Here is a 22881-nt window from a genome sequence, read left to right as displayed (position 1 = left end):
CGTCAGTGGTGGGTGTGGTGGCGGCTGCCGTGCTCGGACACGGCGGTGGAGGCGGCCCGGGTCCCCGACTCACAGTGCCACCAGGTGCCCGAAAACGGCCGAAGGGCCGTCTCACATTTCCCTGAAACGGCCCCTGACCTGCGACTCTTACGAGTCGGGACGACAGGATTTGAACCTGCGACCCCTTGACCCCCAGGAGTGAGGACCAGGGGACGACGAACGTCGCGGCCTGCACAGAGAGGCGTTCCCCTCAGACAATCAGACAACTCAAGAGGCACCTTCACCGAAATTCAGCATTGACTCCAGGTCCTGGCCCCAGAGACTTCCCCCAGCGCCCCACTGTTGGATTGGCTACCCCGGACCGAGGTGAATGTGCGGGGACTCACCGGGTGCGATTCAGAGGAAGCTTGTGTCCAGCACGTAGTACGGATTCAGGAAGGGCGCCGGTCGCACGCGCGGCGTCAAGCCGGGCGCCGTGATCCCGTCAGGGCGGCGCCATACACATCGACCGCGAAGTCTCCAGTACCGCTGTCGTACATGGGGCCACTGGATAGCAATCAGGTGGCGATAGTCGACGGATCTCACCATAGTCGACACTGCGATGCAGATCCGTGTACCAAACACTGGTCTCCAGAGCCGGCCCCCAAGGCAACGAAGTTGAGCTTCTCAGTTGGAGGAGATGCTCGTGTCACCGTCGGCGGGGTAGCAACGACGCACACCCAAGGGCCGCCGTCAGGTCAGGAGGCGGTTCGCCAGGGCCGGTCACGGCATGAGTAGTCGCGAGTCGCCGCCTGAGCTCGGTCACGCCAACAGGACTTGAAGCGTCAAATGATCGACGCATGCCACCCTTTGAACCACCTCGGACGGGACCATCGAGCTGAAGGAGACATCGCCACCAGACCTTGCATCAAGACAATGCGAGATCGATATGCCCATGGAAACAAAGGTGAAGTGGGTCACATTCCTTGACCTGGCCTTGAGATCCGGACCAGTCGGAGTGCGGGCACACCGCGCATGGTTCCTAGGCCACTTAGTGCGCCAGCGTGCCCGCACTGTTTCCACAGAGGGGGATTCTACGTGAATCGCAAGTCCATACGTATTGCCACGATCAGCGCCTGCGCCGCCATGGCAGTGGCGATCCCCGGCCCAGTGGCGTCCGCCGCTCAGGTGGAGGGGGCCGTCAAGGCACACCACGCTCAGCAGACCGATCAGGTCACAAACGCTCAGGACGGCATCGACCTGCTGGCCGCTGTAGAGGAAGACGGCTTCGAAGAACGCCTCTTGGCCCTTCCGAAGAACCCTTCCGCCGAGCAGGTCGCCGAAGTCATGTACCCGGGCAACAAGGAGGGTCAAGAGGCCGCACTGCCCATTCTTGAGCGCCCCGCGACAGAGATCGCTTCAGGACAGGCCAACGACGGTGGCGCCGTCATGTACGGCTGGTCCTGGAAAAAGACCTTGAAGGTCACCCAGTGCGTCGGTGCGCTCGGCGCGTTCGTCGCCGGCAACGCCCTGCTGGTCATGAAGGCGAAGAAGTTCGGCGGTGTCGTCAAGGGCGCCAAACTCATCGTCCAGGCGGGCAACAAGGAAGAGCGGCTCAAGCTGGTCATCGCCATGTTCGGTGAAGTCACCGGTGTCACCGGTCTCGTCAAGAGCTGCAGCTAACCTCCTTTCAAGCGAAGGAGGGGCCATGCAAACCACCTTCCTCATCTCGTTCGTCATCGCCGTAGTGACACAGTCCGCGCTGGTGGTGGCCTTCATCTATCAGATGGTGCGCCACAGCCGAAAGGACGGTCCCGAGCCGTGGGTGCTCACGGGCACGGACGTCGTCACCGCAGGCCTGCTGTTTGCTGGTTCCATGACCATCCTGGGGCTTGTCACGCGTAAGTGGAGCACCCTGGGCTGGCATGAACTGACGCTGCATTCGGCTGTCTTCGGCATCGCGACAGCTGGTCTGCCAGCACTGGCGCGCCGAAAGGGCTGGGGCCCTGCGCAGCAGATCGCCCTGGTGCTCCCCGTCGGCTTGGGGGCACTCGCAGGCATGTCAGGCGTCACTCTCTAGACCGTGGCCCACGACGAGCCCCGCCAGATGGCTGGCGGGGCTCAATGCCTCGCCAGCCGCAGCAACCTCGCGGCAGCGCGTGCCCAACGGCGCGGTGGCCTTGGCAACGCACCCGGGCCTGGCCATGCACCGAATCCAAAACGGCAGCCTCGACGGATCTGTCCCACACGTGCCTGCGAGGTTGAGAAACACCTAGTAAGGGCTGCCCCGCGATGAACGGCTGGTGCGCCCGGGCTCCAGGGCGCGGAGCCAGGGCGGCATGATGTCCCCCGGTGATGAACAGTGCAGACCTGCATCCTGCCCAGATAGCAGGCGGACGCCTTGGGACAGTTGCTGCCTCAAGGCCCCTGCACACTCCTGGACATCGCGTGCGGCACGGGCATCGTCACCCGGAGACTGCTGCGGCCGGAGCGCACGGTGCTGGGGGTCGACCGCTCACCCGGGATGCTTGGCCTGGCCGCCCAGCGAATGCCGGGAGCCACGGCATGCGGCGATGCCACGCAGCTTCCTGTCGCGTCGGACCGTGTGGATGCCGTGGTGATGGTCTGGCTGCTGCATCTGCTGTCGGACCCTGCCGCGGTGCTGGCTGAGGCGGCCAGGGTGCTGCGGCCCGGCGGTGTGCTGATCACTACCGTCGACAAGGATGATGCGTACTTCGTCGAGGACAGCGACATAGCCCAGATCACAGCGGAGCTGCGACGCCAGTACGCGCCTCATGGGCCTGATCACGTCGCCCGGGTGCTCGACTGGACGGCCGGGCACGGGTTGAGGCTGCTCGGCGAGGCTGTGTTCCCAGGTACTGGTCAGGGCCGCAGCCCGCGCAGGTGGCGCCAGGTGATCGGCGCAGGCCGCTTCCCGTGGTGCACGCGTGCCGACCCGGATCAGGCTGCGGAGGTCAGTCGGCGGCTCTCCGAGCTACCGGACCAGGATGTACCGCGTCCGGACCCTCTGTATCGCCTCATCGCTCTGAAGGCACGTGAAAGTGAGTCTGCGGCCTGACGCCGGTCCCGGGGCTGCATTCGCGCAAGCGTCATGCTTCCGGAAGGACTTATTTGACTGCCTGCCCGTCCGCGGGGACGAACTGTTCGACCTTGGCGACGCGTTGCTCTGCACGGAGGTCCGGTGACCTCGCCGGTGGATCTGACACTGGCTCAAGCATGCTGCCCGCCGAGCAGTGTCGAACTGGTCCACCCCGGCTTACGGGCAGATGGACGCAGGCTGAGCCAAGGAATTCGACAGAGAACTGGAGTTCGCGGCCGCCCGTAAGCTGGTGAGCCTGCTCAAGGACCGGCACCGCGGCGAGCCGGTCGCGGTCGGCCCCGGGGCGGCCCGCCTGCATGCTTGGCTGGACCGCGTCCTGACAACGATCGAGGCCGACCCGCAGCTTCGAGCCCAACTTGCGGACGAGACCATGATGGCCACCTTGCTGCACTCGCAGTTCCCCGAACTGCACTGGGGCACCCTCAACCACTGCCTGTTCGACGCCCTGCAGGCCGAATGCCAGGAAGGACTTCCGGACGCGCAACGCGGACAGGGGCCACTGCTGGGAGCCTGCCACAGCCCGCCAAGTGCTGCAGCTCGACGATCACCCGCGCTCACGCTCCGATCTGGCTGGCCGAGGAGAAGGACCTGGTCACCACCCTGGCTGAGAAGCGTATGGCGCCTCCTCGCCGGGAGTCCCTGGAACTGCGGCCGACAGACGTCCGGCTGATCACCCGGTCGTTTAAGGAGAACGGAGGCGATCTCTGATGCCGGTGTCCGCTGCCACGGAGGCCAAGCTGAGGGAGGCCATGGCGTCCTCAACATCAGCGACCCATACGACCCGGCCCTGGAACTCTGCCGAGACCTCGACATCCCGTATGTGCCGTACCGCCCCTTCGACGCCGGCGCCCTGCCCCGCACACATGGAGTCCTCGCCCCTCTGTTCTGGCTCCTCAACCTCGGCAGTCACGTCGCCCCCATCTCGAGCACGAGCCAGCCGCAGCACCTCGAAGAGATCGTTGCTGCTGTAGCAGGCGATGCCTGATGCCGACGATCACGGCACCGGCACTCCTCCCTGCGCGGACGACAGCCCCGTACGAGGACTGGCGGCCTCCGGTCATCGGAGTTTCCGTACTCGTCCCGGTTGGCGCGGACGCGCTGGTCGTCGTCGACCTTCTCGGCGGCCTCATGATCCCCACGGGTTCCGTGCACGACGGTCAGACCCCGCAGCAGGCCGCCCAGGACGTCCTTCGCGGCGCCCCGGGCGGGCTCCCCCTTCTACGGTGCGTCGCCCTGGCCTGGGTACAGGCGCGCCGCAGGAAGGTCATCACGCACGTACTGGCAACGGATCCGATGACCCGGGAGGACGTCGGACAGCTCCTGTACATCGACCCACGGGCTGACGTGCGTACTGCCCACCATGCGGGTCATCGACGAGCTTCCGACACCAGGACGGCTACGGGTCCTGGCCGGTCTGCAGGCCCTCGCCACCGGCGAGACGGCCTACATCGAAGGCGGAAAAGTGCGCTCCTCATCGCCCCCCAGGACTCATCCAGAAGTGACTAGTGCTCTGACCGGGAAGGTTCGCCGGATTGGCGGCTGGGACGGTTGGATGAGTGGTCACGTTCGTTCCGACCACTTGAGGTGTGATGGCTGAGACTGTGCAGGCGCGTCGTCTTCCTCGCACGGCCACCGCAGCGGCCCTAACGATCTGGCTCCGTACATAACAGCGCTTTACCGCGTCAGCTCACCAATGCGTCAGTAGCCAACGCCAAGCCAGAGGCCGCGAGGAAGCCTTCAAGGCTGATGACTCCGCTGCCCGTGCCGTCGTCCCATTCGACCAGGCATTTCGAGAGGCCCTCGTCCCAGGAATCTGGTGTGTCGATGTCAGGGCCAGGGTGCCGCTCGACGCAGCCTGCGCCATGCCGGTACCGGAGATACAGGTACTGGCCCTCCGCCGTCCAAGCATCCCACTGGGACGGGTGGGCGGAAGACGTCTGCACAACCCGCACCAGCATCAGACCCTCAACTTCATCCATTCAGTGAGGGTCCCGCGGCAAACGGAACTTGGGCAACCGGCTTCGGAGACCCGACAGGACCATGGCCACCCCAACAGCTCCTAGCCGACGTCCTCGATACCGCGCAACACGAGACTGAACGCTCGACGACCCCACCAATGCAGTCACCGCGTTCTACCGTGCGCCCACTCCGACTTTCGTCTCTCTACTCACCGAGTCCTGCTCCGTCACAACCGTGAACGGCGCAGCCGACGCTGCTGCCGAGAAGGCTGGCCCGGCCGTCCTGCGTACGTGGAACACGCGAAAGGATGCCCGAGTGCGGCCCGCTCACCTGGAGTTGAACGGCGTAGCCCTGTCTGTCGGAGCCTTACACGGTTCGCGGCTCGGCCATGCGCTACCCCGGTGATCCATTCGCCCCCGCCGACCTCACGCTCAACTGCCATTGCCGCCTGCGCTACCGCGCCGCTCCTCCTCCCCCCACCGAGGCACCCTGCCGCATCACGCACACGAGATTCACCGCACGGAGGCGTGAAACTCCGTCCCGTTCACGACTAGCAAAAGGTCAGCGGCGCTTCCCGAGAGAAGGCAGGCCGCCACCAACCGTACGGACACTGCTGCTGCGCTGTGTCGAGAGCTGCCCAGCGGAGGGGGCCTTGTCGTCCCACCCTTCCTCCAGCTTCGGCACCGGCCTGATCTGCCCGCGTGCCGCCGCCCGCCGCTTCCTCTTTGGCTTCTCCGGCTGTGGAGGCACGTAGACCCGCTTTGCGGAGTCCATGCCCTTTTCCCCAATGCCTTTCTGGGCCGACTCCTCCGTAGGGCCCACGAACGGGGCGGTGATTGCCTTCTCCGCTTCCCAACGCGCACCAATCCGACGCCGCAAGACGGCACTTGAGACCACGCATCGCTCATCGGCTGCCCACTCCGACGGTGACTTCTTCTCACCGAATGCTCGAATTGCCACGAGAGCCCCCTCCCGACGCTGATATGCCTGGACCATATCCCTTTCTCTCTGTGAGTAGGCCCGGCTTGGCTCCAACGGCCGGTGGTGGCTCCACTCTTATGGCTTGCAGCGGTGCCAGTGGAAGATCGGATGTCGTCTGTTCCGGCTGAAGCGGGCCCCGGGGGCCGACTCGTTTCGACCTCGGCATCTGAGGTGGGGTCCGTCGTAGTGCTCGCCATCGTCGCTTTGGACTCAGGCGTCAACAACCCGTGTCAGTTCTGCATCTTGAGGATCAGGATGTCGGTGGGTTCTTGGCGCTGATATCTGCTGGCGAGAACCACTGGCTAGCCGCGCCGTAGCGCTTCTCGGACGGATGGATGACCATGTCCGCGGTCCACTGACAGGGGTGGTCTTCACCAGTGACGGCGAGGGCCAACTGCAGGTCGGGGTCAGCGGCGGCCACCGCCTTCCACTCCTGCTCAGTGATCTCCGGCCCGCTCTCGTCCCACCAGTCTTCGCGACGAGCGATGTGCACGTCATAGCCCATGAGACGGAACCGTAGGGCAAACCACTGACATCTATTGGTCTGCAGATAGTGTCCACGGACAGTGGGACATCTGGGTGAGCGCTCAGTTGATCTCTCCGTAGGCGGACAGCTGATCTCCTTGTCCGGTATGACTTTTCGTCCCTCAGATGGAGCTCGATGTCAGTGGTGACTGCGATGCTGCCGGCATGATCCCCTGGAACCTGATCGATCTGGACCGTGCCCTGCGCGCCAGCTGGGCCGCTGACACCTGCTCTCCGGATGACCTTGCTCGCTCGGGCTGGCAGTCGGAGAATCCGGCCTGGGGCCACTGCGACATCACGGCCTTGATCGTCCATGACATCTTCGGCGGCGACCTCATGGCCGGCGAAGTGCACCTAGACGGAGTCCAGCACGGATTCCACATGTGGAACCGGCTGCCCAGCGGTGTCGAGATGGATCTGACGCGTGAGCAGTTCCAGCGCGGCCAGACGGTCACCGAGGGCTGGGTCGTCGAACGTCCACCTGGCCCGTTGCGCCGCTGGGACGAGTACCTCCTCCTTCGCGAGCGGGTCATCGGGCATCTCGGTTCGCTGCCCGAGCCTGCTCTTTAGACGGCTTGGGCATCAGTCCGGGCGGTTGAGCGGGACGACGCCCTGGCCGCTGGCGGCTTGAGCCAGCCGGAGCGAGGAGCCCTCGGTCAGGACGACGTGAGCATGGTGCAGGAGCCTGTCGACAGCGGCGGTGGCCAAGGTCTTCGGCATGATCGAATCGAAGCCTGAGGGATGAAGGTTGCTGGTCACGAGCACGGATCGACGCTCGTAGGCGGCGTCGATCACGCGGTAGAACGCTTCGGCGGCGGCTTGTCCGCAGGGCAGCATGCCGATGTCGTCGATGACGATGAGGTGGCAGCGGGTGATCTTCGCGACGGCCTTGGCGACCGTGTTGTCGACGGTGGCTTTGCCGAGGTAGGCGGTGAGCGATTCGAGGGTGAACCAGGCGACCTGCATGCCCTGTTCGATCGCTTTGTGGGCCAGGGCCTCGGCGAAGTGGCTCTTGCCCGTCCCAGAGGGGCCCGCGGCCGTGAGGTTCTCCGCGCTGTGGACCCATTCCAGCATCATCAGTGCCTGCTGGGTCGGGGCCGGGATCGAGGAGAGCTCTTCTTTCCAGGAGCCGAAAGTCTTGCCGCTGGGCAGGTTCGCCTGCTTGCGGTGGTTGCGTTTGGTGGCCGCGTCGCGTCCCTTGATCTCTTCTTCGAGCAGGACGCGGACTACCTCGGCGGGGTCCCATCTCTGGGAACGGGCGGTGGCGAGGATGTCCGGGGCGGCGTCTCGCAGGTAGGGGAACCGCATTCACTTGAGGACTGCTTCGAGTTCGGCCGGGATCGGCGGCGCCGCGGGCGGCGGCGGGACAATTCCGGGCGGAGTGACGGCGGGGATGGACGCGGGGTCGAGTACGGCAGTGTCGACCACGATGAACTCCCTTGGTCAGGACCGCTGTTGATGCGGCCAAAGTCGGCCCAGACGGAGGTGCCCGGCTGGACGGAATGGGCCTCGTCGGCGACGACGAGGTCATCGGCGCGGAACCCGGGCCGACGGTGCTGGACGATCGACATGAGGGCTTCGTCCTCGAAGCGGTCCCCGGTCGCCGCCAGGCCGAGGGCGAGGTCGACCTCGCCAACGCCGATCAGCGCGGCGAGCTCGACGGCGGCGGCCATCTTGGTGCGGATCCGTGTGACTCCGCGGGCCGAGGCTTCGACCAGCCAGGACTCGGCGCCCGGCCCAAGACGCAGGAAGGCTTCCTTGACCTCGGTGGGGTAGTGGGCCGGCTCGATCACCGGCCGTCCCGGCAGCACGATCTGGTGCCGGGCCACCTCGGTCAGCCCGGCGTGGCCGTGCAGCCAGGCCGGACGGCGGACAAGGTGCGAAAGATCGGCCACGCCGACGAGTTCGTCGCCGTCGACACGCACCCAAGTCTCCTGGCCGACCAGGCCCGGCGGCGTCGAGTAACGTACCGACCCGAACCGGACGGTCTGGTCGGAGTAGATGAGCCGCGATTCACCGAGCGCGAGCGTGTGCGGGCCGGCGGGCAGCGGGTGCAAGCGCACCTTCTCGATGTCGAGCATCGAGGCCGGGGTCTTGCCGGTCTCCCGGTGGACCCGGTTGTTGACCTTCTTGCCGAACTCAGCGCAGAAAGTGCGCAGTTCGACGAAGCTGGCGTACTGATCCAGCAGATTCGCCTCGGTCGGCACCAGATTCGCCTTCGCGATCTTCACCGTCGACTCCGAGCCGCCCTTGGACTCCGGATCGAACGGGACACACGTATGAACCTGCAGCCCGTAGTGCCGGCCCGCGGCCATCGCCTGCGGATGGCGGACCGGGACGCCGACGACCCGGTCGACGGTGACCGTGCGCTCGTTGTCGGTGAGGACGTAGGTCGGGGCACCGCCGAACTGCCGCAGCGTCGAGTCCAGACACGAGATCACCGTCGGCAAGGTGCGATCCCAGGTCGGGATCACCACCCGGAACCTCGACCAGGCCGGCCAGGCGCAGAACAACAGCGTCTCGCGCGGCTCCCCATCGCCCGGACCAGGCACCTTCGGGCCCTGACCCCAGTCGAACTGGGCCCACAAGCCCGGCTCGGTGATCCACGGCCGATACGTGCGGCGGTGCCCGGCCTTCCAGCGTTCCTTCGCCTTGGCCACCGCCCGCCGCGTCGTGCGCTCGTCCCCGGCGAAGCCGAGCAGCGCCAGACGCTCGTGCAGCTTGTCCGCGCGGACCCTGCCCTGTGACCGCTCGACCCACTCTTCGACCTTCGGCATGTACGGATCGATCAGTTTCGTGCGTACCGACGGAGTATCCAAGGGCTGCCTAGCGTCCCTCATCCGTGCGTATCTCCGCACCGTCTTCGGGTCGACTCCGGCCAGTTGAGCCGCCGAGTACACGCACTCGGTCGCGTCCAGCGCCTCGAAGATCTGCATGACTTCCCTGGCATTGTTCTTCACGATCCCTCCGGGAGGACTGGCTCACATGTGATGGGCAATCACGAGCAAATCCCCAGAGGGATCATCTGTTCGGAATTGGCGTTCGGAACATCCACGGATGGCCCAATTGCTAGGGAGATGAGCTGTCCACCGGCTAGGACCCGAACTGTCCGCCTACCAGGATCTTGCGCTATCCGCTCAGATAGCGGCGCGGCCGGCACTCCTGTCCTGCCTGATGCCTCCGCAGTCACGACTGTCCACCGTTCTTGTGCTGCTTGGCCTGGTTCCAGGGCAGGACGTCGGTGGTGGCCTTTTCCGCGTCGTGCACCCTGACGGTCGAGGTGGGGATGGTGCGGGTGCGTTCCAGGACCAGGAAACCCACCTCGCTCGCCCCCCGCGTGCGTACTCAATAGCGCGCCTCTGTCGCAACGGCCAGCCCCACTCGGCCGATGCGGATAGGAACCGTTCCGCAGCTTTGCTTTAGACATCGTTTCTGATGGCTGTCCCGGCTACTTTGCTTGGTGTGGTGAGTCTTGCTGAGCGTCTGGTGCCAGATGAGCTGTGGGAGATGTTCCGGCAGGTGGTGCCGCCGACGGAGGTGTTACGTCCGCAGGGCGGCGGCCGGCGTCGGGCCGGGGATCGCGAGGTCCTGACGGCAATCGTGTTCGTAGCCACTTCAGGATGCACGTGGCGCAACTGCCACCCGTGTTCGGTCCGTGCTGGCAGACGGTCTACCGCGGTTCGCCCAGTGGAGCCGAGATCGGGTGTGGGCTCGGCTCCACCGTGTCGTGCTTGATGAACTGGGCGCCTGCGGCGCCTTGGACTGGTCGCGCTGCTCCATCGACTCGGTCAGCCTCCGGGCAGTAAGGGGGGCCACTGACCAGACCGAATCCGACCGACCGTGGCAAGTTGGGATCGAGGATCCACCTGATCACCGACCGGAACGGTCTGCCGCTGTCGATCGGCATCTCAGGCGCCAACCTGCACGACAGTCAGGGCCTGGCGTAGTTGGTCCGCGGCATTCCGCCCATCCGCTCACGCCGCGGGCCTCGTAGAAGGCGGCCGGCCAAACTCCACGGCGACAAGGGCTACGACTACGACCACCTGCGCCGATGGCTCCGCGAACGCGGCATTACACCCCGCATCGCCCGCAAAGGCGTCGAGTCCTCACAGCGGCTGGGCCGACACCGCTGGGTCGTGGAGCGAACCGTTTCCTGGCTGGCAGGCTGCCGACGCCTGCACCGTCGCCACAAACGCAAGCCCGAACACTTGCTGCACTTCCTGGCCTTCGTCGGTATCGCAGCGATGATCATCTGCTATTGCCGACTGCCCCATGGGCCCGCCGTTCACTAGTATCGCCCTCCATGATCGCAGCAGCCGTCACGGTCGGTCTGGCGCTCCTGGGCTACGTCGCCGCCTATCTCAACAGCCTTCGACTATCCCAACGCCAAGAACGTCTCTCCCGCCTGAACCGCCAGCTCAGCGACTTGTACGGGCCTCTCTTCGCCCTCACAGAATCCAATAGCCGCACCTACAGCACCTTCATGGAGCGACATGCTCGCCCCGACGGCATATCCCCGTTCGCGCACGAGACTCCGCCCACCGAGGAGGAAGTCGCCGAGTGGCGCCTGTGGGCCACCACCGTTTTCATCCCGAACATCCGAGCCATGCGCGACCTCGTCCTCAAGCACACAGACCTCCTGCGAGAGTCAGAAATGCCGCCGCTCTTGCTCCAACTGTGCGCACATGTATCGGGCTACGAGATCACGGCAGCTCGCTGGGCGCAGGGCAACTACGACAAGCACTTCTCAGTGGTGGCGTTTCCGGGCGAGGAACTCGGAGCCTATGCCCGAGAGGGATTCACTCACCTGAAGGCAGAGCAGGCTCGCCTGCTGAGGCGCCGATAGGACTGGCCAAAGGAAACGACGTCTTAAGAGGCCGCCGGGCCAGGGCTCGGGCCGCGATCCACGCGACCAGCTCGGCGACGGTCGGCGCGCCGCCCACCGCGAAGGGAGCGCGAGACCGTCCGCCGCGCCGTGGCCGGCGCCCAGAATGAGGAGGAGTTCTTCGACCGGCTGACCGCCGCCGGCCTGCTCATCCGCAAGCGCCAAGCGCCCTCCGGTGACCTGCTCGGCTACAAGGTCGCGCTGGTCAATGACCGTAACGAGGACGACGAACCGGTCTATTTCGCGGGCTCCACGCTGGCCCCCGACCTCTCGCTGCCCCGCATCCGCGAACGCTGGTCCGGCCGCTAGGAGTTCCCTCCGCCGATGACCGCGCCGGCGCGCCGAGCGGTCCGGCGCAGGCTCGGCGCCGCGCGGCAGCCGCTGCCTGGCAGGCGGTCCTGATCATCGACCACGGCAACGACCAGCAGGTCGCCGCGTACATCGCGGCGGCCGGGGAGGTCCTTGATGCCCTGGCCAAGACCTCCGCCGCCCACACCCGCAGACAACTCCGTGACGCGGCACGGGCCTGCGAGCGGGCATCCCGTTCCCACGTACAGGCCGAGCGCGGACACGACCACGCGCTGCGCCAGGCCGCCCGCCACCTCATCTACGGCGGACCTGCCCTGGGGCGCGGAGAGGACGGCGCCATCACCGCCATGGTGATCGACATGGTCGCCTTCCTGGTCATCGCCGCGGCCCACTGGCACGGCCGGAAGAACCACGCCCAGCAGGCCGCTGCCGCCCATCAGGCCGCCGAACACCTGCGCGCGGCCTACCAGTCCGCCGCCCAGCATCCGATAGCCGCGCTGCGCCACCGTGGCCGCCGCCTCTCCCAGCCGCTGCAGCGCCGCCAGGTGGCCCACCTGCGGCAGGCGGTTCCGGAGCTGGCCGAGCAGATCCTCGCCGAGCCCGGCTGGCACGCGCCCGCCGCCACCCTCGCTGACGTCGAAGCCGCCGGCCACGAGCCCGCCACCCTGCTCGCCGAGGCCGTCGCACGCCGCGAACTCGATACCGCCGAGTCGGTCAGCGACGTCCTGGTCCGGCGGCTGCGGCGGCTGGCCGATCTGCCCCCTGACGCCTCCGCCATGCCCGAGCCGGGCACCTCCACGCCGCAGAGCGCCCGGCGGCCGAAGCGGCCTTCCAACGGGCTCAACACCCGGTCCAGAGGGCGAGGTGATTACTGAATCCGCAAGTTGCAGCAGGTCAGCGACTGGGGCACTCTCCGTGTGCCGATCAACGACGAAGAGGGGGACAGATGTTTCGACGACGTGCTGACCGCGAGTTCCGTGACGCCCAGCTCGCCGGCCAGGCTCTGCTGCAGATGCACGCGATCTGGGCGGCGCCCGACTTCGTCGGCCCGGCCGCCGAGCCGACGCCGGCCGCGCAGAACGGCACGGGCGTCCAGGAGGTGCCCGACTTTCTGCCGCCCGACCGTCGCATGCCCTCACGCCACGAGGTCGAGGGACTGATGATGCGCTGGGAACAGCCGCTCGTCATCGACGGCGAGGTTCGTGAGTGCCCGCAGTGCGGCGTACCGGGACTGGATCGTCTTCAGCATGCGCGACGACACGATCTGGCTGCGCTGCCGAGCCGGCCACAACACTGCGGAGCCGCGGCTGGACCCGGCCTGGTACAACCGTAACTCCGGTCCCGTGGACCACTTCCACTCCACCCTGGACGACGGCCTGCGCCACCTGGGCCGCTGACCCCCGCAGCCCCTCGTGCCGGCAGCGGATCGCGTGTCGGCCCAGGTCAGACCGTCCGCTCGCACACCAAGGGGTTTCGCATGCGTCACCACACCACGGCTGCCTTCACCCTGACCACACTCGCCGCACTCGCCCTGACCGCCTGCTCCGCAGGCAGCTCCGCCACCTCCCCGACGGCGACGTCCACACCCCGCGGTGGAAGCGACGCCGTCGGCGCCAAACCGCTGTCCTCGGCCGCACTGGGCAAACAGCTCCTGGCCGAAAGGGAGCTGGGCAAGGGCTACGTACCCAAACCCGAGCGCACTCAGCACAACGACGACGTCACGGTGATCGGGTGTCCCGCCCTCGACGAGCTCGGCGGGGACGCGGCGAACGACCAGAGCCTTGACTTCCGGAACAAGGCGAAGGCCGTGTTCACCTACAGCGGCGGCAGCAACTCCGAGGTGAGCGAGGAGCTCTACAGCGACACCGCCAGCAAGCTCTCCGCAGGCGTCGGCCGCATCTTCGACGCGATGGCCTCCTGCCCGAAGTACCAGATCGTCTCGGGCAGCACCACCACCGCCGTGACCACCCAGACGACCACTGCTCCCCCACTCGGCGAGGACCAGTGGAGCCAGCTGCTCACCTACTCCGTCGGCGGCCAGCGCAACGTCATAAAGTAGACGGCGATCCGCAGCAGCAGCGTCCTAGTCATCGTCTCCGGCTCGCCCGGCCTCGTGGACACGCATCTGAACAAGGCGTTCGCCAAGGCAACGGCCGTCTCCTAGCCATCGGCCGTACCCGCAGCCCCGCAAGCGCGTCTCCCTTGCGGGGCTGCGTGCCACCCAGGCGGGTCTCAGTGTGCAGCGGCGAGCAGTCGGTTTCGTTGCCTTCGTCGTGCATGTCGCCGCACCACGGGCGTGCGTCGTCTTCTGAACCCGGCACCGGATCAGCGTCAGCATCTTATGGAGTGGCGACCGGGTCGCTGGGCGGAACGGTTTCGTCGGGGACTTCCTCGCCAGCTGCCGGGTTCACTCCCTCTACTTCTTGGTCGAGGGTGGCAATCGTCGCGCTCGGGCCTGTCGCGTCTGGTGGCGCGTCTGCTTTGGTGGTCTCTGTGTCGGGGACGCCCTGGGACTGCTCTTCTTCGTTCCCGATCAACTTGGCGCCCTTGGGGAGACCTTGCTGGCCAATCCGCATCTGGTCACAGCGGGGGCAGTTGAGCACACTTGGACCTTGCGTCCCGCACTGAGCTCGTGAGCAGCCGACGGGTAGCGTGTTGGGTATGGATGGTCATACGGCACGCGAGCAGAGCATTGAGTGGCGGCAGATAGACGACGCCTGGCAGCGTATTGAGTCCTGGCTTGAGCGGAACGCTCCGGCGACATTCGCGAGCCTGCTGCCTGGCGCTTCCGAGGCGGAGCTCGACGAACTGCAGGCGACTTTGGGTGTGCGTCTGCCCATGGGGCTGAGGGCGTTGTGGAGCCGTCGGGCGGGTGCGGGACCGGATCCAATGCCTCAGTTCATGCCGCAGGAGTGTGTACTGATGTCGTTCGAGGACGTCCGCTCCGTCTATCAGGGAAAGATGCTGCTCCGTCAGCAAGTTCTAGAGGCGCAGCAGCGGACTGGTAGTACAGAAGAGATCACGGTGTGGCGGCCCTCCTGGATTCCCTTCGCTGCGAAGGACTCAGATGCTCTGTCTGGTCTGTGTGTGGACGCTGAGACCGGCAGGATCTGGTACTGGTGTAGGTATGCGGAGCGCAGTGTCCAGTTCGAGTCGCTGGCGGACTACTTGGAGGAGATGGCTGACGTCCTGGAAATTCCGGAGCTCGCAGGACAGGCAGGGGTTGGCCTGATGAACGGGTTCCTGGTGTGGGGGGTGCCGGTGGATGAAGCCGAGCGAGCGGCGTGGCAGCCGTTGGCTGGGTGAGAAGTGTGGGGTGAGCGTGCGTACTCACCCCACACGTCACGAGGATTTAGCTGATCTTCTTCCACGCGCAGGTACTGCTGGTGGTGGTGCAGTGTTCGAAGCCAGGGTTACTGAGGTAGAAGGCGTCATTGTCGAGCATGCGCCAGGCAGGGGCCGGAAACGTGGTGAAGGCCTTCTCGTTTTGAACCTTTGGGATCGTGGCGCGGCCGCACTTCTCGGCGTTGGAGGGGCCCTTCTTGTTCTCGCGTGTGTCGGCGAAAAGACCGAAGGAGCTCCCCGAGGGGTTGGCGTAGAGCTGTGCGCACTTGTCTCCTGAGGAGACCTGGTACTTGTTGCCGGCGTCGGGGTAGCCGCCACTCTCGTGGGTCGAGGCCATAGCGAACTCGTCGCAGGTCGGCGACCCCATCGAAGCGTCCATGGGATGTCTCGGCCACGCGGTCGGGCAGACCACTCTTCGACTGTCGTCACTGGTCCACGGCGCGCCGCTTGGGGTGGTCTTGGCGGTGTCCGGGCCGAGGTAGTGCATGGGCGTGTCGCCGGTACCCGGCCTTCCGGTCATGCGCTGCTGCATGAACCAGTAATAGGCGCCGGCTGCCGGGTAGAGGTTGGTGTCCATCGTGTAGGTCGGGGTGTAGTACGGAAGTACACACCCGGGTGTAAGGCTGCTCTTGCTGAGATCGTCGCAGCGGACCTTGAGTTCGTTGCCACTGGTGCCGAAGTTGGCGCGCGCGGCGAGGTCAAGATCGACATCGACAGCGCCGACCATGTCCCACGTCAGGCCGATGGTCTCCTTACCAGTGCCGGTCCATTTCGTGGTGGTGCTGGCCACCTGCGTCTGGCCGACCTCGCTGTCCAGCCAGTACCCCCTCTCGGCCTCCCCCGTCTTGTAGTCCTTCCATGCCACCCGGGTACTGGTGCAGTGGTCACAGACCGTTCCTGCGTTCCAGGTGAGGCGGACGCCGAGAAGCTGTGGATCGATGGAGGTGGGGGTGACAAACAGCTGCTGGTCGAACTCCGCGAAGTCACTGCCGCCGGACGTCTTGTTCGGGTACGCCTTCAGCCGCTGCTGGAAGTTGAACGTCGCCACGCCGAAGGGGGGCTTGTCCGGGTCTCCGCCGGAAGTGAAGATCAACGAGGCGCTGCCGACATCATTCAGGCAGGCGTCCGCGCGGTTGATGTAGTCGTGGCCCGACGGCTTGTCGGAGCACCACGGCACGAGGTCCGGGACCGCCGCCTCGGGGGAGAGCAAAGACTTCTGCTTCTCGGATGCCGGGTGGAATTTGAGGCACACCTGGCGGCCTTGAGCGTCGGCCTTCGAGCAGTTCGTTCCCCCGGCCTTGCGGATCGCCAACGCGCCGGGGTCACTGCGGAAGATCTCCTGTGCCTTCTGGGCCACCGTATCGATGTTTGAACTCGTCTGCGGAGCCGGGAAGGTCGCGTACGGCGCGATGCGGAACTTGGCCCACGGAGACCATTTGGTCTCATACAGAGAGCCGTCGAACGCGGACGTGTGGAAGGTGTAGGTGACGCCCGGCTTCAGCTTCCCGGCGGGAACGGTGATCTCGGCCGTGCTTCCGGAAGGGACAGCAGGGGAGACGATGACACCGAACTCATCGTCCTTCAGCTTGACTTGTTCCTTCGGCTTGCCGTCGGCGTCAGTCGTCCAGACCTCGAAAGTCTGGGTGCTCTTGTCGCCATCCGCATCGGTCACCGTATTGCGGAGGACCGTCTGGGGACTGGTGACGGCCCATACGTCGCCGACCTTCTTGAACTCCGGTCCGGCCTTTGGGGTCTTGCCGGACTCTGGCCTGCTGCCTGCAGTCACGGTGCGCGACTCGGGCCCTGCTGCCGGGCGGCTGGAAGGTGCCGCATTGGGGTCGATGCTTGCCTCGACTCCGGCGGCCAGTGCCGGACTGGAGCCTAGAAGAAGAGCGAGGGCAGCGCCTATGGCTGCCCTCCGTACTAACTTCGCCATCTGCCTGTGTCTCAACCCATGTCTCCTCACTAGGAGGCGAGTTGTGCGGTCCTCGCCGTGAGCTGTTTTATGCGGGTTGAGCATGCTGGGACAATGCCACCAAGTGGCTAATGCACCTATTAATGCCGCATACTTGACTGTGATTGACGCCACGGTTGAGCAGCATCCCGCCATTCTGTGGCTCATCCGTGCCCAAGCATGCCGCCTCGCCGCCTGTTGCAGAGCACGCAATGGAACTGCGCTGGGTGCTGCGATATACCTCGCGGTCGAAGAGGTAGATGGTTTCGGACTGATCCGGGACCATCACTCGTCTTTACTGCAAGAGCGCGACTACGACGCGGGCGGCACCCTCATGTGCCCCACCAAGGCTCCCGACCAGTGGCACTGCAGTGAAAAGCCGTATCGCAGCACCCAAGGCCACACCGTGTCCGCCCGACGCAACCGTCTACTCCGTGCCTCAGCCTGGGTAGCTAGCGGGATGCTGCGCCGTGCCCCGCTCCTGCGAACGATCGGCACACCCCTGTGGACCACCGGTTGGACCAGCCTGGCCCGGAAACACGGCGGTTATGAGTGGATCATCGACCACATCCACGAACCACTCGTTCGAGCCCCCTATCACCATCACGACTTCATCACCTTGCTAACCGACCCGGAGTGTGGGCTACCGGTCAACGTGACAAGACTGGACGGCGGCTGCCACTTTCCGCCCGCCAACAGGTACGGATGCCGTGTCTACGCACACAGCACCACTGGCCGCTCCGGCGGACTACAGGTGCGCTTCTCCCACCGCAACGGGAGTAAGGCCCGCGAGTTCACAGATGGCCAGGATGGCTACGCGGCACAACGGCGGCTCTACCGGCAGCTGCCTGCGCACCTGCGGAACGATCCGCTGTGCTAACGCCGCATTCGGACGCTGACGCCGAGGCGGCTGAGGCCCCTGGGACCTAGCACCGGATCCCCCGGTTAGCGAAACCGGGGATCCTCCGCACCATTAGTGGTCCACCGCCATTCCCTGCCCATCACGTCGAAAGGCAGCATCACGACAACGGCTCACAACCCCACACTCCACGTGGGCCGATGCCCTAGCGGGAGACCTCTATGCCGCGGCGTAGCTGAGGCGGAGAAGGTCTCCAGCGCGCTCCAGGTCGCGCTCCGTACGGAGCTGCAGTTCCAAGTCGCCCGTGCCGTGGTGGCCGAGCCCGGTCACGTCCCGGGTGAAGCCGGGAGCGAGGTCGACCTCGCTCGGGTCGGCTTTGAGGTAGACGAGGAGCTTGGTCTGCTGCGGCGGGCAGACGCTGGCGAAGTTCCGCAGCCGTCGGTAGGCGCGGTACTGCTTGCGCTGTACCCGGGGGACGCCGGCCTCGAGTCCGACCAGGACCTCGTCGACCGCCTAGGCCAGCTCGACCATCGCACGGTCCTGGTTACGGGCTGACACCCCGGTCGCTCGTCGGCGTACCCGCTCGGTCAGAGCCGAGTGCCCAGTGACGGAGGCTACGGTCTCCAGGCCGAAGTGGTCGCTGCCGAAGTAGCGGTAGCGGATGAGGTCGATCGATCGCCGGTGCTCGCGCACGGCGTGCGCGTCGTAGCGGGTGAAGTCGCCGGCCACACAGATCAGCCGGGGTTCGCTCCACAGGCTGGGGCGCGGCTGTCACCCCGAGCTGGTCGCGGACCAGGTTCCGGAAGGCGTCCCTGTGGTTCGTCAGCCAGGCCATGTAGTAGAGGCCCTGGTTGATCACGCCTGCGTCGGCGCCGCGCTTGTACTCGACGGTCACGGGTGCGCCGTTCTCGTCGAGGCCCAGCGAGTCGATCCGCCCGCCGTCGACGCAGTCGATGACGTACTCGCTCGCCAGGAAGGTGACGCCCAGCATCGTCTCCATGTGCGCCTCGGGGTCCTGCACATCCGCCTCGACCTCAGCAAGACGCGGCGTAACCTCAGTCACACCGCTACTGGTCGCGTGAAACAGCTTCAGACCCGACACCTTCCCCTCCTCGGCTCGGAGATCACCAACGCCGATATGGGGCAGGATTGTTTCCACGAGGGGCTTCGGAGTCGTCAAGATAGCGTCAGACCCTGCGTACGGCCTGGCTGGAGGCAACTCGCGTCCCCCAGTCACCAGGGATCTACGAGTCCCCCTTGTGTCCCCCGCGCCCCGGAGGACAGCGTAGGAAGCTGCGTATTCGCAGGTCAGCCCCTGTAGCTCAGTGGATAGAGCACGTGCCTTCTAAGCACGTAACACCATCTCGTTAATCAAACAGGTGGTGGGCTCCCCCGTAGGCAACGGCGGAGTCGCCCCCTCGGGCAGGATCGTCACCTCGGCTAAAGCCTTCCCTCAGCATGAGGTCCGCCAGGAGGGGCAGGTGTTCCGGCACCACGTCGGCGATCTCCTCATGCATCTGCTCCCACGGGCCCCAGCTCAGCGCTTCGATCAGTACGAGGCGCCCCTGCGGGCTGGGGCCGAGTGCCTGGGCGATCGCTGCGATCGCCTTACCGCGGTGCTCGGGCGCGGTGAGAGCATCGGCCAAGACGCGGGCCGCCTCCCAAGCGCCCCTCCAACAGAGTGCCTTGACGACGGCCGGTGTGGCCGCCTCGCGCCGGACAGGGTGGCTGATCTCCTCCAGGAGCGCGGCGGCACGGACATCCCCCGTGGCGGCGGCCCCCGCTGCGAGGTGGCCGATGGCGTGGTCGTCTCCTTGCCAGTCGGTGATCCCCTCCGCTGTGGCCAGATCACCGGCGGCCACGAGTCTTTTCACCACACTGGCGAGCATCTCGTCAACCGCGTCCGGCGGCACGTCAGGCTCCAGAGCGAGCACCGCGTCGACATCACCCGCCGCGAGGAGCGCACCGGCGGCGGCGTATGTGTCCCAGCGCCGTTGGTCGGGGCTGTCAGCGGCACCCGCCAAGTCCAGGATCTCCTGAGCCACCTCTGCCGCTTTGTCTGGTTTCCCGATGCGGCCGAACGCCTCGGCTGCCCGTCGCAGGCCCTCGGCGTGATCTGTCAAGGTCCGGCTCTCGCGGAGTACACACCGTAGGAGCTGGTCCGCCTCCGCTGGGCGACCTGTGTGGTGCAAGCCTTCAGCTACCTCCGCGAGGCCGATAATGCGTGCGTAACCGTCGGACGCGTCGGCAGTCTGTTCGGCCCGGTGGATGAGGCGAGCTGCATCCCCTCGGTGTCCGGACCGGTCAGCTGCGACGGCCAAGCTGACGAGGGCACCCACACCGGGCCCCCGGTCTCTTCGCACCATGTCCGTCGCCCGCTTGACCACGGCGTGAGCGTGTTCTTCATGGCCTGCCCGCAGCAGGAAGTCGGCGGTGTCAGTTGACAGCGTCACCCGCCAATGGAGGTAGGGCACCTCGTCGGTGGCGTCACAGGCTTGCTGGGCCAGGTGCAGCGTCCACGCCGGGTCACCAGAGTTTGTCGCCATCTTGCCGGCAGCGTTGAGGACGCGCGCCCGGTAGATGGGTTCCGTGATCCGTTCAGCCAACTCGAGGGCTCGGTCAAGGTCACCGGTTTCTGCGGCCGCGATGCCGATCTCGACCAGCCCATCCTCCGGATCGTCCAGGAAGCGGCTGACCAAGTCGATCGCCTGCTGGTGGTGTCCGGTCGCCTCCAGGCCCGCAGCGACGTGAGGGTAGACCCAGTCCGCACCGTAGGGGTCGTCGATGTCCCCTGCCAGCCGGGCCGACGTCACGGCGAACTCGGCGGCCTGCGCGGCGAGACCGGGCGCCGTGGACATCCCCCGGGCGAACAGGGCGAGGTACTGCACGTGCCGGACCGGGTCATCGGAGTTGGCTGAACGCGATACAGCACGCTCCGCCAGCGCCAGGGCCCGGCGATGCTCGCCGAGCCGGGAGAGCGCGGCGGCCAACGAGGCGCCCAGAGCGCTCTGGGAGACAGTGTTGGGCACCGCCATGACCGCGTCGACGGCTTCCAACGCCCAGGAAACCGCTTCGGCGCCCTGTGCCCCTGCCTCCTCCTGAGCCGTCGCCGCGTTTCCCGTCACTCCGGCCAGGGCCCCGACGGCGGCGACGAAAGCTTCCGCCCTACGCTCCGGGTCGCTGATGCGGCGGGCCAGCAGCAGGGCCTCGGCGGGCCGACCGAATTCCGCCTGGCCCTTGGCGATCGCCGCCAGGAAGCGGTCCCGTTCTTCAGTGCTGTCCGCTCTGCCGAGCAGAGCGGCCGCCTGCTCCGGCCGCGCTGCAGCCAAGGCGCCGGCGATGGCGCTCAGGGCGGCCACCCGCTCCCAAGCGCCGCGCTGCGACTCGGCCAGGTGAACGGCGCGTGCCGGGTACCCGCACCGAGCCCACAGGGCGATAAGGCCAGGGGAAAGAGGCGCTGTTCGCTCGTGCAGCCCGTCCCGCGCGACCGCGAGCCGCAGGGCCACAGACACGTCCTGATCGCCGCGTCGCTCACCGTCCGCGAGCAGAAGGTCGAACGCGGCCGACACTACGCTGAGCGCCTCCAGGTCCGCCCCGGACACCCGCCACAGCCGCTCCTGGCGCCGGATATCGCAGGCGAGCGCCACCAGCCGAGGGACGTCCCTCCGTTCGCGCAGCAATTGGGTGTAGCCGCGCAGCAGGTACTCAGGTGTCTTCTCCGGCCACCCGACGTGCTGGTAGGAGTCTGCCCATCGGTGCAGACGACTGCGGTGGGCCGCCAGCTCCTGGTCCGTGACCAATTCGGCTGCGGCGCGCCGGATCTCCTCGTGCGCAAAGAGAAAGACGGACGGACCGGCAGGCGTCCAGTGCCCTGAGCGCCGGCGGAAGCTACGGCCGTTCACCGCAGACAGCTCGCGCTCAACCAGCCTCGCCGGGCTCCCGGTCAGCCCCGCGAAGTCGGACGCACTCAGCCCGCCTCCAGCCACGACGGTGAGAGCGGCCAAGTCCCAGCCCAGCCCGCCGCCATCTCGCAGTCTCAGCAGATCCCGCTCCGCCTCCTCGCGCGCCGCGCGGGCGTGCGGGGATGGCTCCAACTGGTGGTCGATCCGTGCGCTCCGAAGGGGATGGTCCGCGTGCACGTCTCCCGGTACTGGCGGATGGGGACGGCCGGCGACGACGACCCGCATGCCGTGCGAGGGAAAGCGGGGCAATAGCGCCGCGATGCTATGGCCGTCGGGACCGGCGGTCACGCCGCGGTCCTCGTCCAGCCCGTCCACCACGAGCACGAGCCGCCGGCCGCGCGCCTCGCACCACTGTGCGGCGCGGTGCAGCGCAAGCAGCATCTGCTCGGCGCGCGTGGCGGGGGTGCTCAGCGGCTCCTCCTCACCCAGCAAGGCGTACAGCTGCCTTTGGACGACCTCGCAGAACGCCGCGGCGTCGTTCTGCGCGGCCATGCGGGAGGTGATGAAGAACGACACGACGTCGATGCCGGGTGGAGGATGCACGACGAAGTGCGCCAGCAGAGCGGACTTTCCCGCCCACGCCGGGGCCACCCAGCGCCAGTAACTGGCACCAGGCCGGTCTGCGGGGGCGTCGTGCTCGCAGAAGGCGGCCAGCTCGGCGAGTTCGCTCTCACGCCCTTTGAACTTGGTAGCGGTGGGGGCCTGTTGCACCTGCAGGAGATAGCCGGAGACAGCAGCGCGCCCTGCGACCACCTGCACAGAGCTGTCAATCATTACGCCGCTGTTGGCGAAGGCTCCAGCTCCCTCAGCGGAGGAACCACCCGACTTGCGCACCGCGGCGCGTCTGCGGAAGAACACGGATGCGCCCCTAGTCCCGCCGCTGATAACCGGTGTTCGCACTGCCGCCGTCCGCCCGCGCGTCACCAGTCTCCTCGACAACGATCACACCGGCAGACGAAGAGGCGACGGCCCCCGTATTGGCGTCCCCGCCGCCGGTGGCCG

General features: G+C 66.6%; 15 protein-coding genes and 4 pseudogenes. 11 read left to right on the top strand and 8 right to left on the bottom strand.

Annotated features, from left to right (window positions below):
* Positions 1-1077 precede the first annotated feature (1077 nt).
* From ACZ7LU_RS06420 to ACZ7LU_RS06405, 4 genes and pseudogenes are all read left to right on the top strand, one after another.
* The gene (locus ACZ7LU_RS06420) at positions 1078-1662 is read left to right on the top strand and encodes a hypothetical protein (protein ID WP_471915873.1); all 585 of its coding nucleotides are present in this window, start codon (positions 1078-1080) and stop codon (positions 1660-1662) included.
* Between the two features lie 25 nt (positions 1663-1687).
* Positions 1688-2059 (top strand): hypothetical protein, encoded by a 372-nt coding sequence (locus ACZ7LU_RS06415; protein ID WP_471915872.1) that lies wholly within the window; start codon positions 1688-1690, stop codon positions 2057-2059.
* Positions 2060-2380: 321 nt separating this feature from the next.
* On the top strand, positions 2381-3058 hold the full coding sequence (locus ACZ7LU_RS06410) for a class I SAM-dependent methyltransferase (protein WP_471915871.1): 678 nt from the start codon (positions 2381-2383) through the stop codon (positions 3056-3058).
* Positions 3042-3208: pseudogene (locus ACZ7LU_RS06405) on the top strand (NF041680 family putative transposase); the annotation flags it as partial. The gene ACZ7LU_RS06410 and the pseudogene ACZ7LU_RS06405, both read left to right, overlap by 17 nt.
* Positions 3209-4782: 1574 nt before the next feature.
* On the opposite strand, the gene ACZ7LU_RS06400 reads toward ACZ7LU_RS06405, so the two are convergent.
* Both ACZ7LU_RS06400 and ACZ7LU_RS06395 read right to left on the bottom strand, forming a co-directional pair.
* Positions 4783-5079 (bottom strand): hypothetical protein, encoded by a 297-nt coding sequence (locus ACZ7LU_RS06400; RefSeq protein ID WP_471915870.1) that lies wholly within the window; start codon positions 5077-5079, stop codon positions 4783-4785.
* A gap of 1211 nt (positions 5080-6290) precedes the next feature.
* Positions 6291-6545, bottom strand: a complete 255-nt coding sequence (locus tag ACZ7LU_RS06395; RefSeq protein ID WP_471915869.1) for a hypothetical protein — start codon at positions 6543-6545, stop codon at positions 6291-6293.
* A 185-nt stretch (positions 6546-6730) separates the two neighbouring features.
* Here ACZ7LU_RS06395 and ACZ7LU_RS06390 point away from each other — a divergent pair, with 185 nt between their 5' ends.
* On the top strand, positions 6731-7135 hold the full coding sequence (locus ACZ7LU_RS06390) for a YunG family protein (protein ID WP_471916491.1): 405 nt from the start codon (positions 6731-6733) through the stop codon (positions 7133-7135).
* Between the two features lie 12 nt (positions 7136-7147).
* Here ACZ7LU_RS06390 and istB read toward each other — a convergent pair whose 3' ends face one another.
* The 3 genes from istB to ACZ7LU_RS06375 form a co-directional block, all read right to left on the bottom strand.
* Positions 7148-7873: an IS21-like element helper ATPase IstB gene (gene istB / locus ACZ7LU_RS06385; protein ID WP_471915868.1), complete on the bottom strand. Its 726-nt coding sequence runs from the start codon at positions 7871-7873 to the stop codon at positions 7148-7150.
* Positions 7792-9525 carry an IS21 family transposase gene (istA, locus tag ACZ7LU_RS06380; RefSeq protein ID WP_471915867.1) on the bottom strand — a complete coding sequence of 578 codons (1734 nt, stop codon included), beginning with the start codon at positions 9523-9525 and terminating at the stop codon, positions 7792-7794. The genes istB and istA overlap by 82 nt, the downstream gene beginning before the upstream one ends.
* Positions 9526-9751: 226 nt before the next feature.
* Positions 9752-9886, bottom strand: coding sequence for a hypothetical protein (locus ACZ7LU_RS06375; protein ID WP_471915866.1), 135 nt, complete (start codon positions 9884-9886; stop codon positions 9752-9754).
* A 114-nt stretch (positions 9887-10000) separates the two neighbouring features.
* Between ACZ7LU_RS06375 and ACZ7LU_RS06370 the strand changes: the two are divergent.
* The 6 genes and pseudogenes from ACZ7LU_RS06370 to ACZ7LU_RS06345 all read left to right on the top strand — a co-directional run bounded on the left by ACZ7LU_RS06370 (position 10001) and on the right by ACZ7LU_RS06345 (position 15065).
* Positions 10001-10857: pseudogene (locus ACZ7LU_RS06370) on the top strand (IS5 family transposase).
* Between the two features lie 11 nt (positions 10858-10868).
* Positions 10869-11411: a hypothetical protein gene (locus tag ACZ7LU_RS06365; RefSeq protein WP_398307037.1), complete on the top strand. Its 543-nt coding sequence runs from the start codon at positions 10869-10871 to the stop codon at positions 11409-11411.
* 39 nt (positions 11412-11450) lie between these two features.
* Positions 11451-12634: pseudogene (locus tag ACZ7LU_RS06360) on the top strand (mobilization protein); the annotation flags it as partial.
* A 372-nt stretch (positions 12635-13006) separates the two neighbouring features.
* Positions 13007-13156 carry a hypothetical protein gene (locus ACZ7LU_RS06355; protein ID WP_471915865.1) on the top strand — a complete coding sequence of 50 codons (150 nt, stop codon included), beginning with the start codon at positions 13007-13009 and terminating at the stop codon, positions 13154-13156.
* An 80-nt stretch (positions 13157-13236) separates the two neighbouring features.
* Positions 13237-13818 carry a hypothetical protein gene (locus ACZ7LU_RS06350; protein WP_471915864.1) on the top strand — a complete coding sequence of 194 codons (582 nt, stop codon included), beginning with the start codon at positions 13237-13239 and terminating at the stop codon, positions 13816-13818.
* Positions 13819-14420: 602 nt separating this feature from the next.
* A complete protein-coding gene (locus tag ACZ7LU_RS06345; protein WP_471915863.1) occupies positions 14421-15065 on the top strand; it encodes an SMI1/KNR4 family protein in 645 nt (214 codons plus the stop codon).
* A gap of 46 nt (positions 15066-15111) precedes the next feature.
* Here the strand turns inward: ACZ7LU_RS06345 and ACZ7LU_RS06340 are convergent, their stop codons facing one another.
* The 3 genes and pseudogenes from ACZ7LU_RS06340 to ACZ7LU_RS06330 form a co-directional block, all read right to left on the bottom strand.
* The gene (locus ACZ7LU_RS06340) at positions 15112-16890 is read right to left on the bottom strand and encodes a hypothetical protein (protein WP_471915862.1); all 1779 of its coding nucleotides are present in this window, start codon (positions 16888-16890) and stop codon (positions 15112-15114) included.
* Between the two features lie 1246 nt (positions 16891-18136).
* Positions 18137-19019, bottom strand: a pseudogene (locus ACZ7LU_RS06335) (transporter).
* Positions 19020-19284: 265 nt separating this feature from the next.
* Positions 19285-22653 carry a hypothetical protein gene (locus tag ACZ7LU_RS06330; RefSeq protein WP_471915861.1) on the bottom strand — a complete coding sequence of 1123 codons (3369 nt, stop codon included), beginning with the start codon at positions 22651-22653 and terminating at the stop codon, positions 19285-19287.
* Positions 22654-22881: the final 228 nt, after the last annotated feature.

The organism is Streptomyces sp. NPDC039462, from assembly GCF_055639375.1.
Note: the sequence above shows the minus strand (reverse complement) of the source record. Positions and strands in the feature narration are given on the sequence as shown.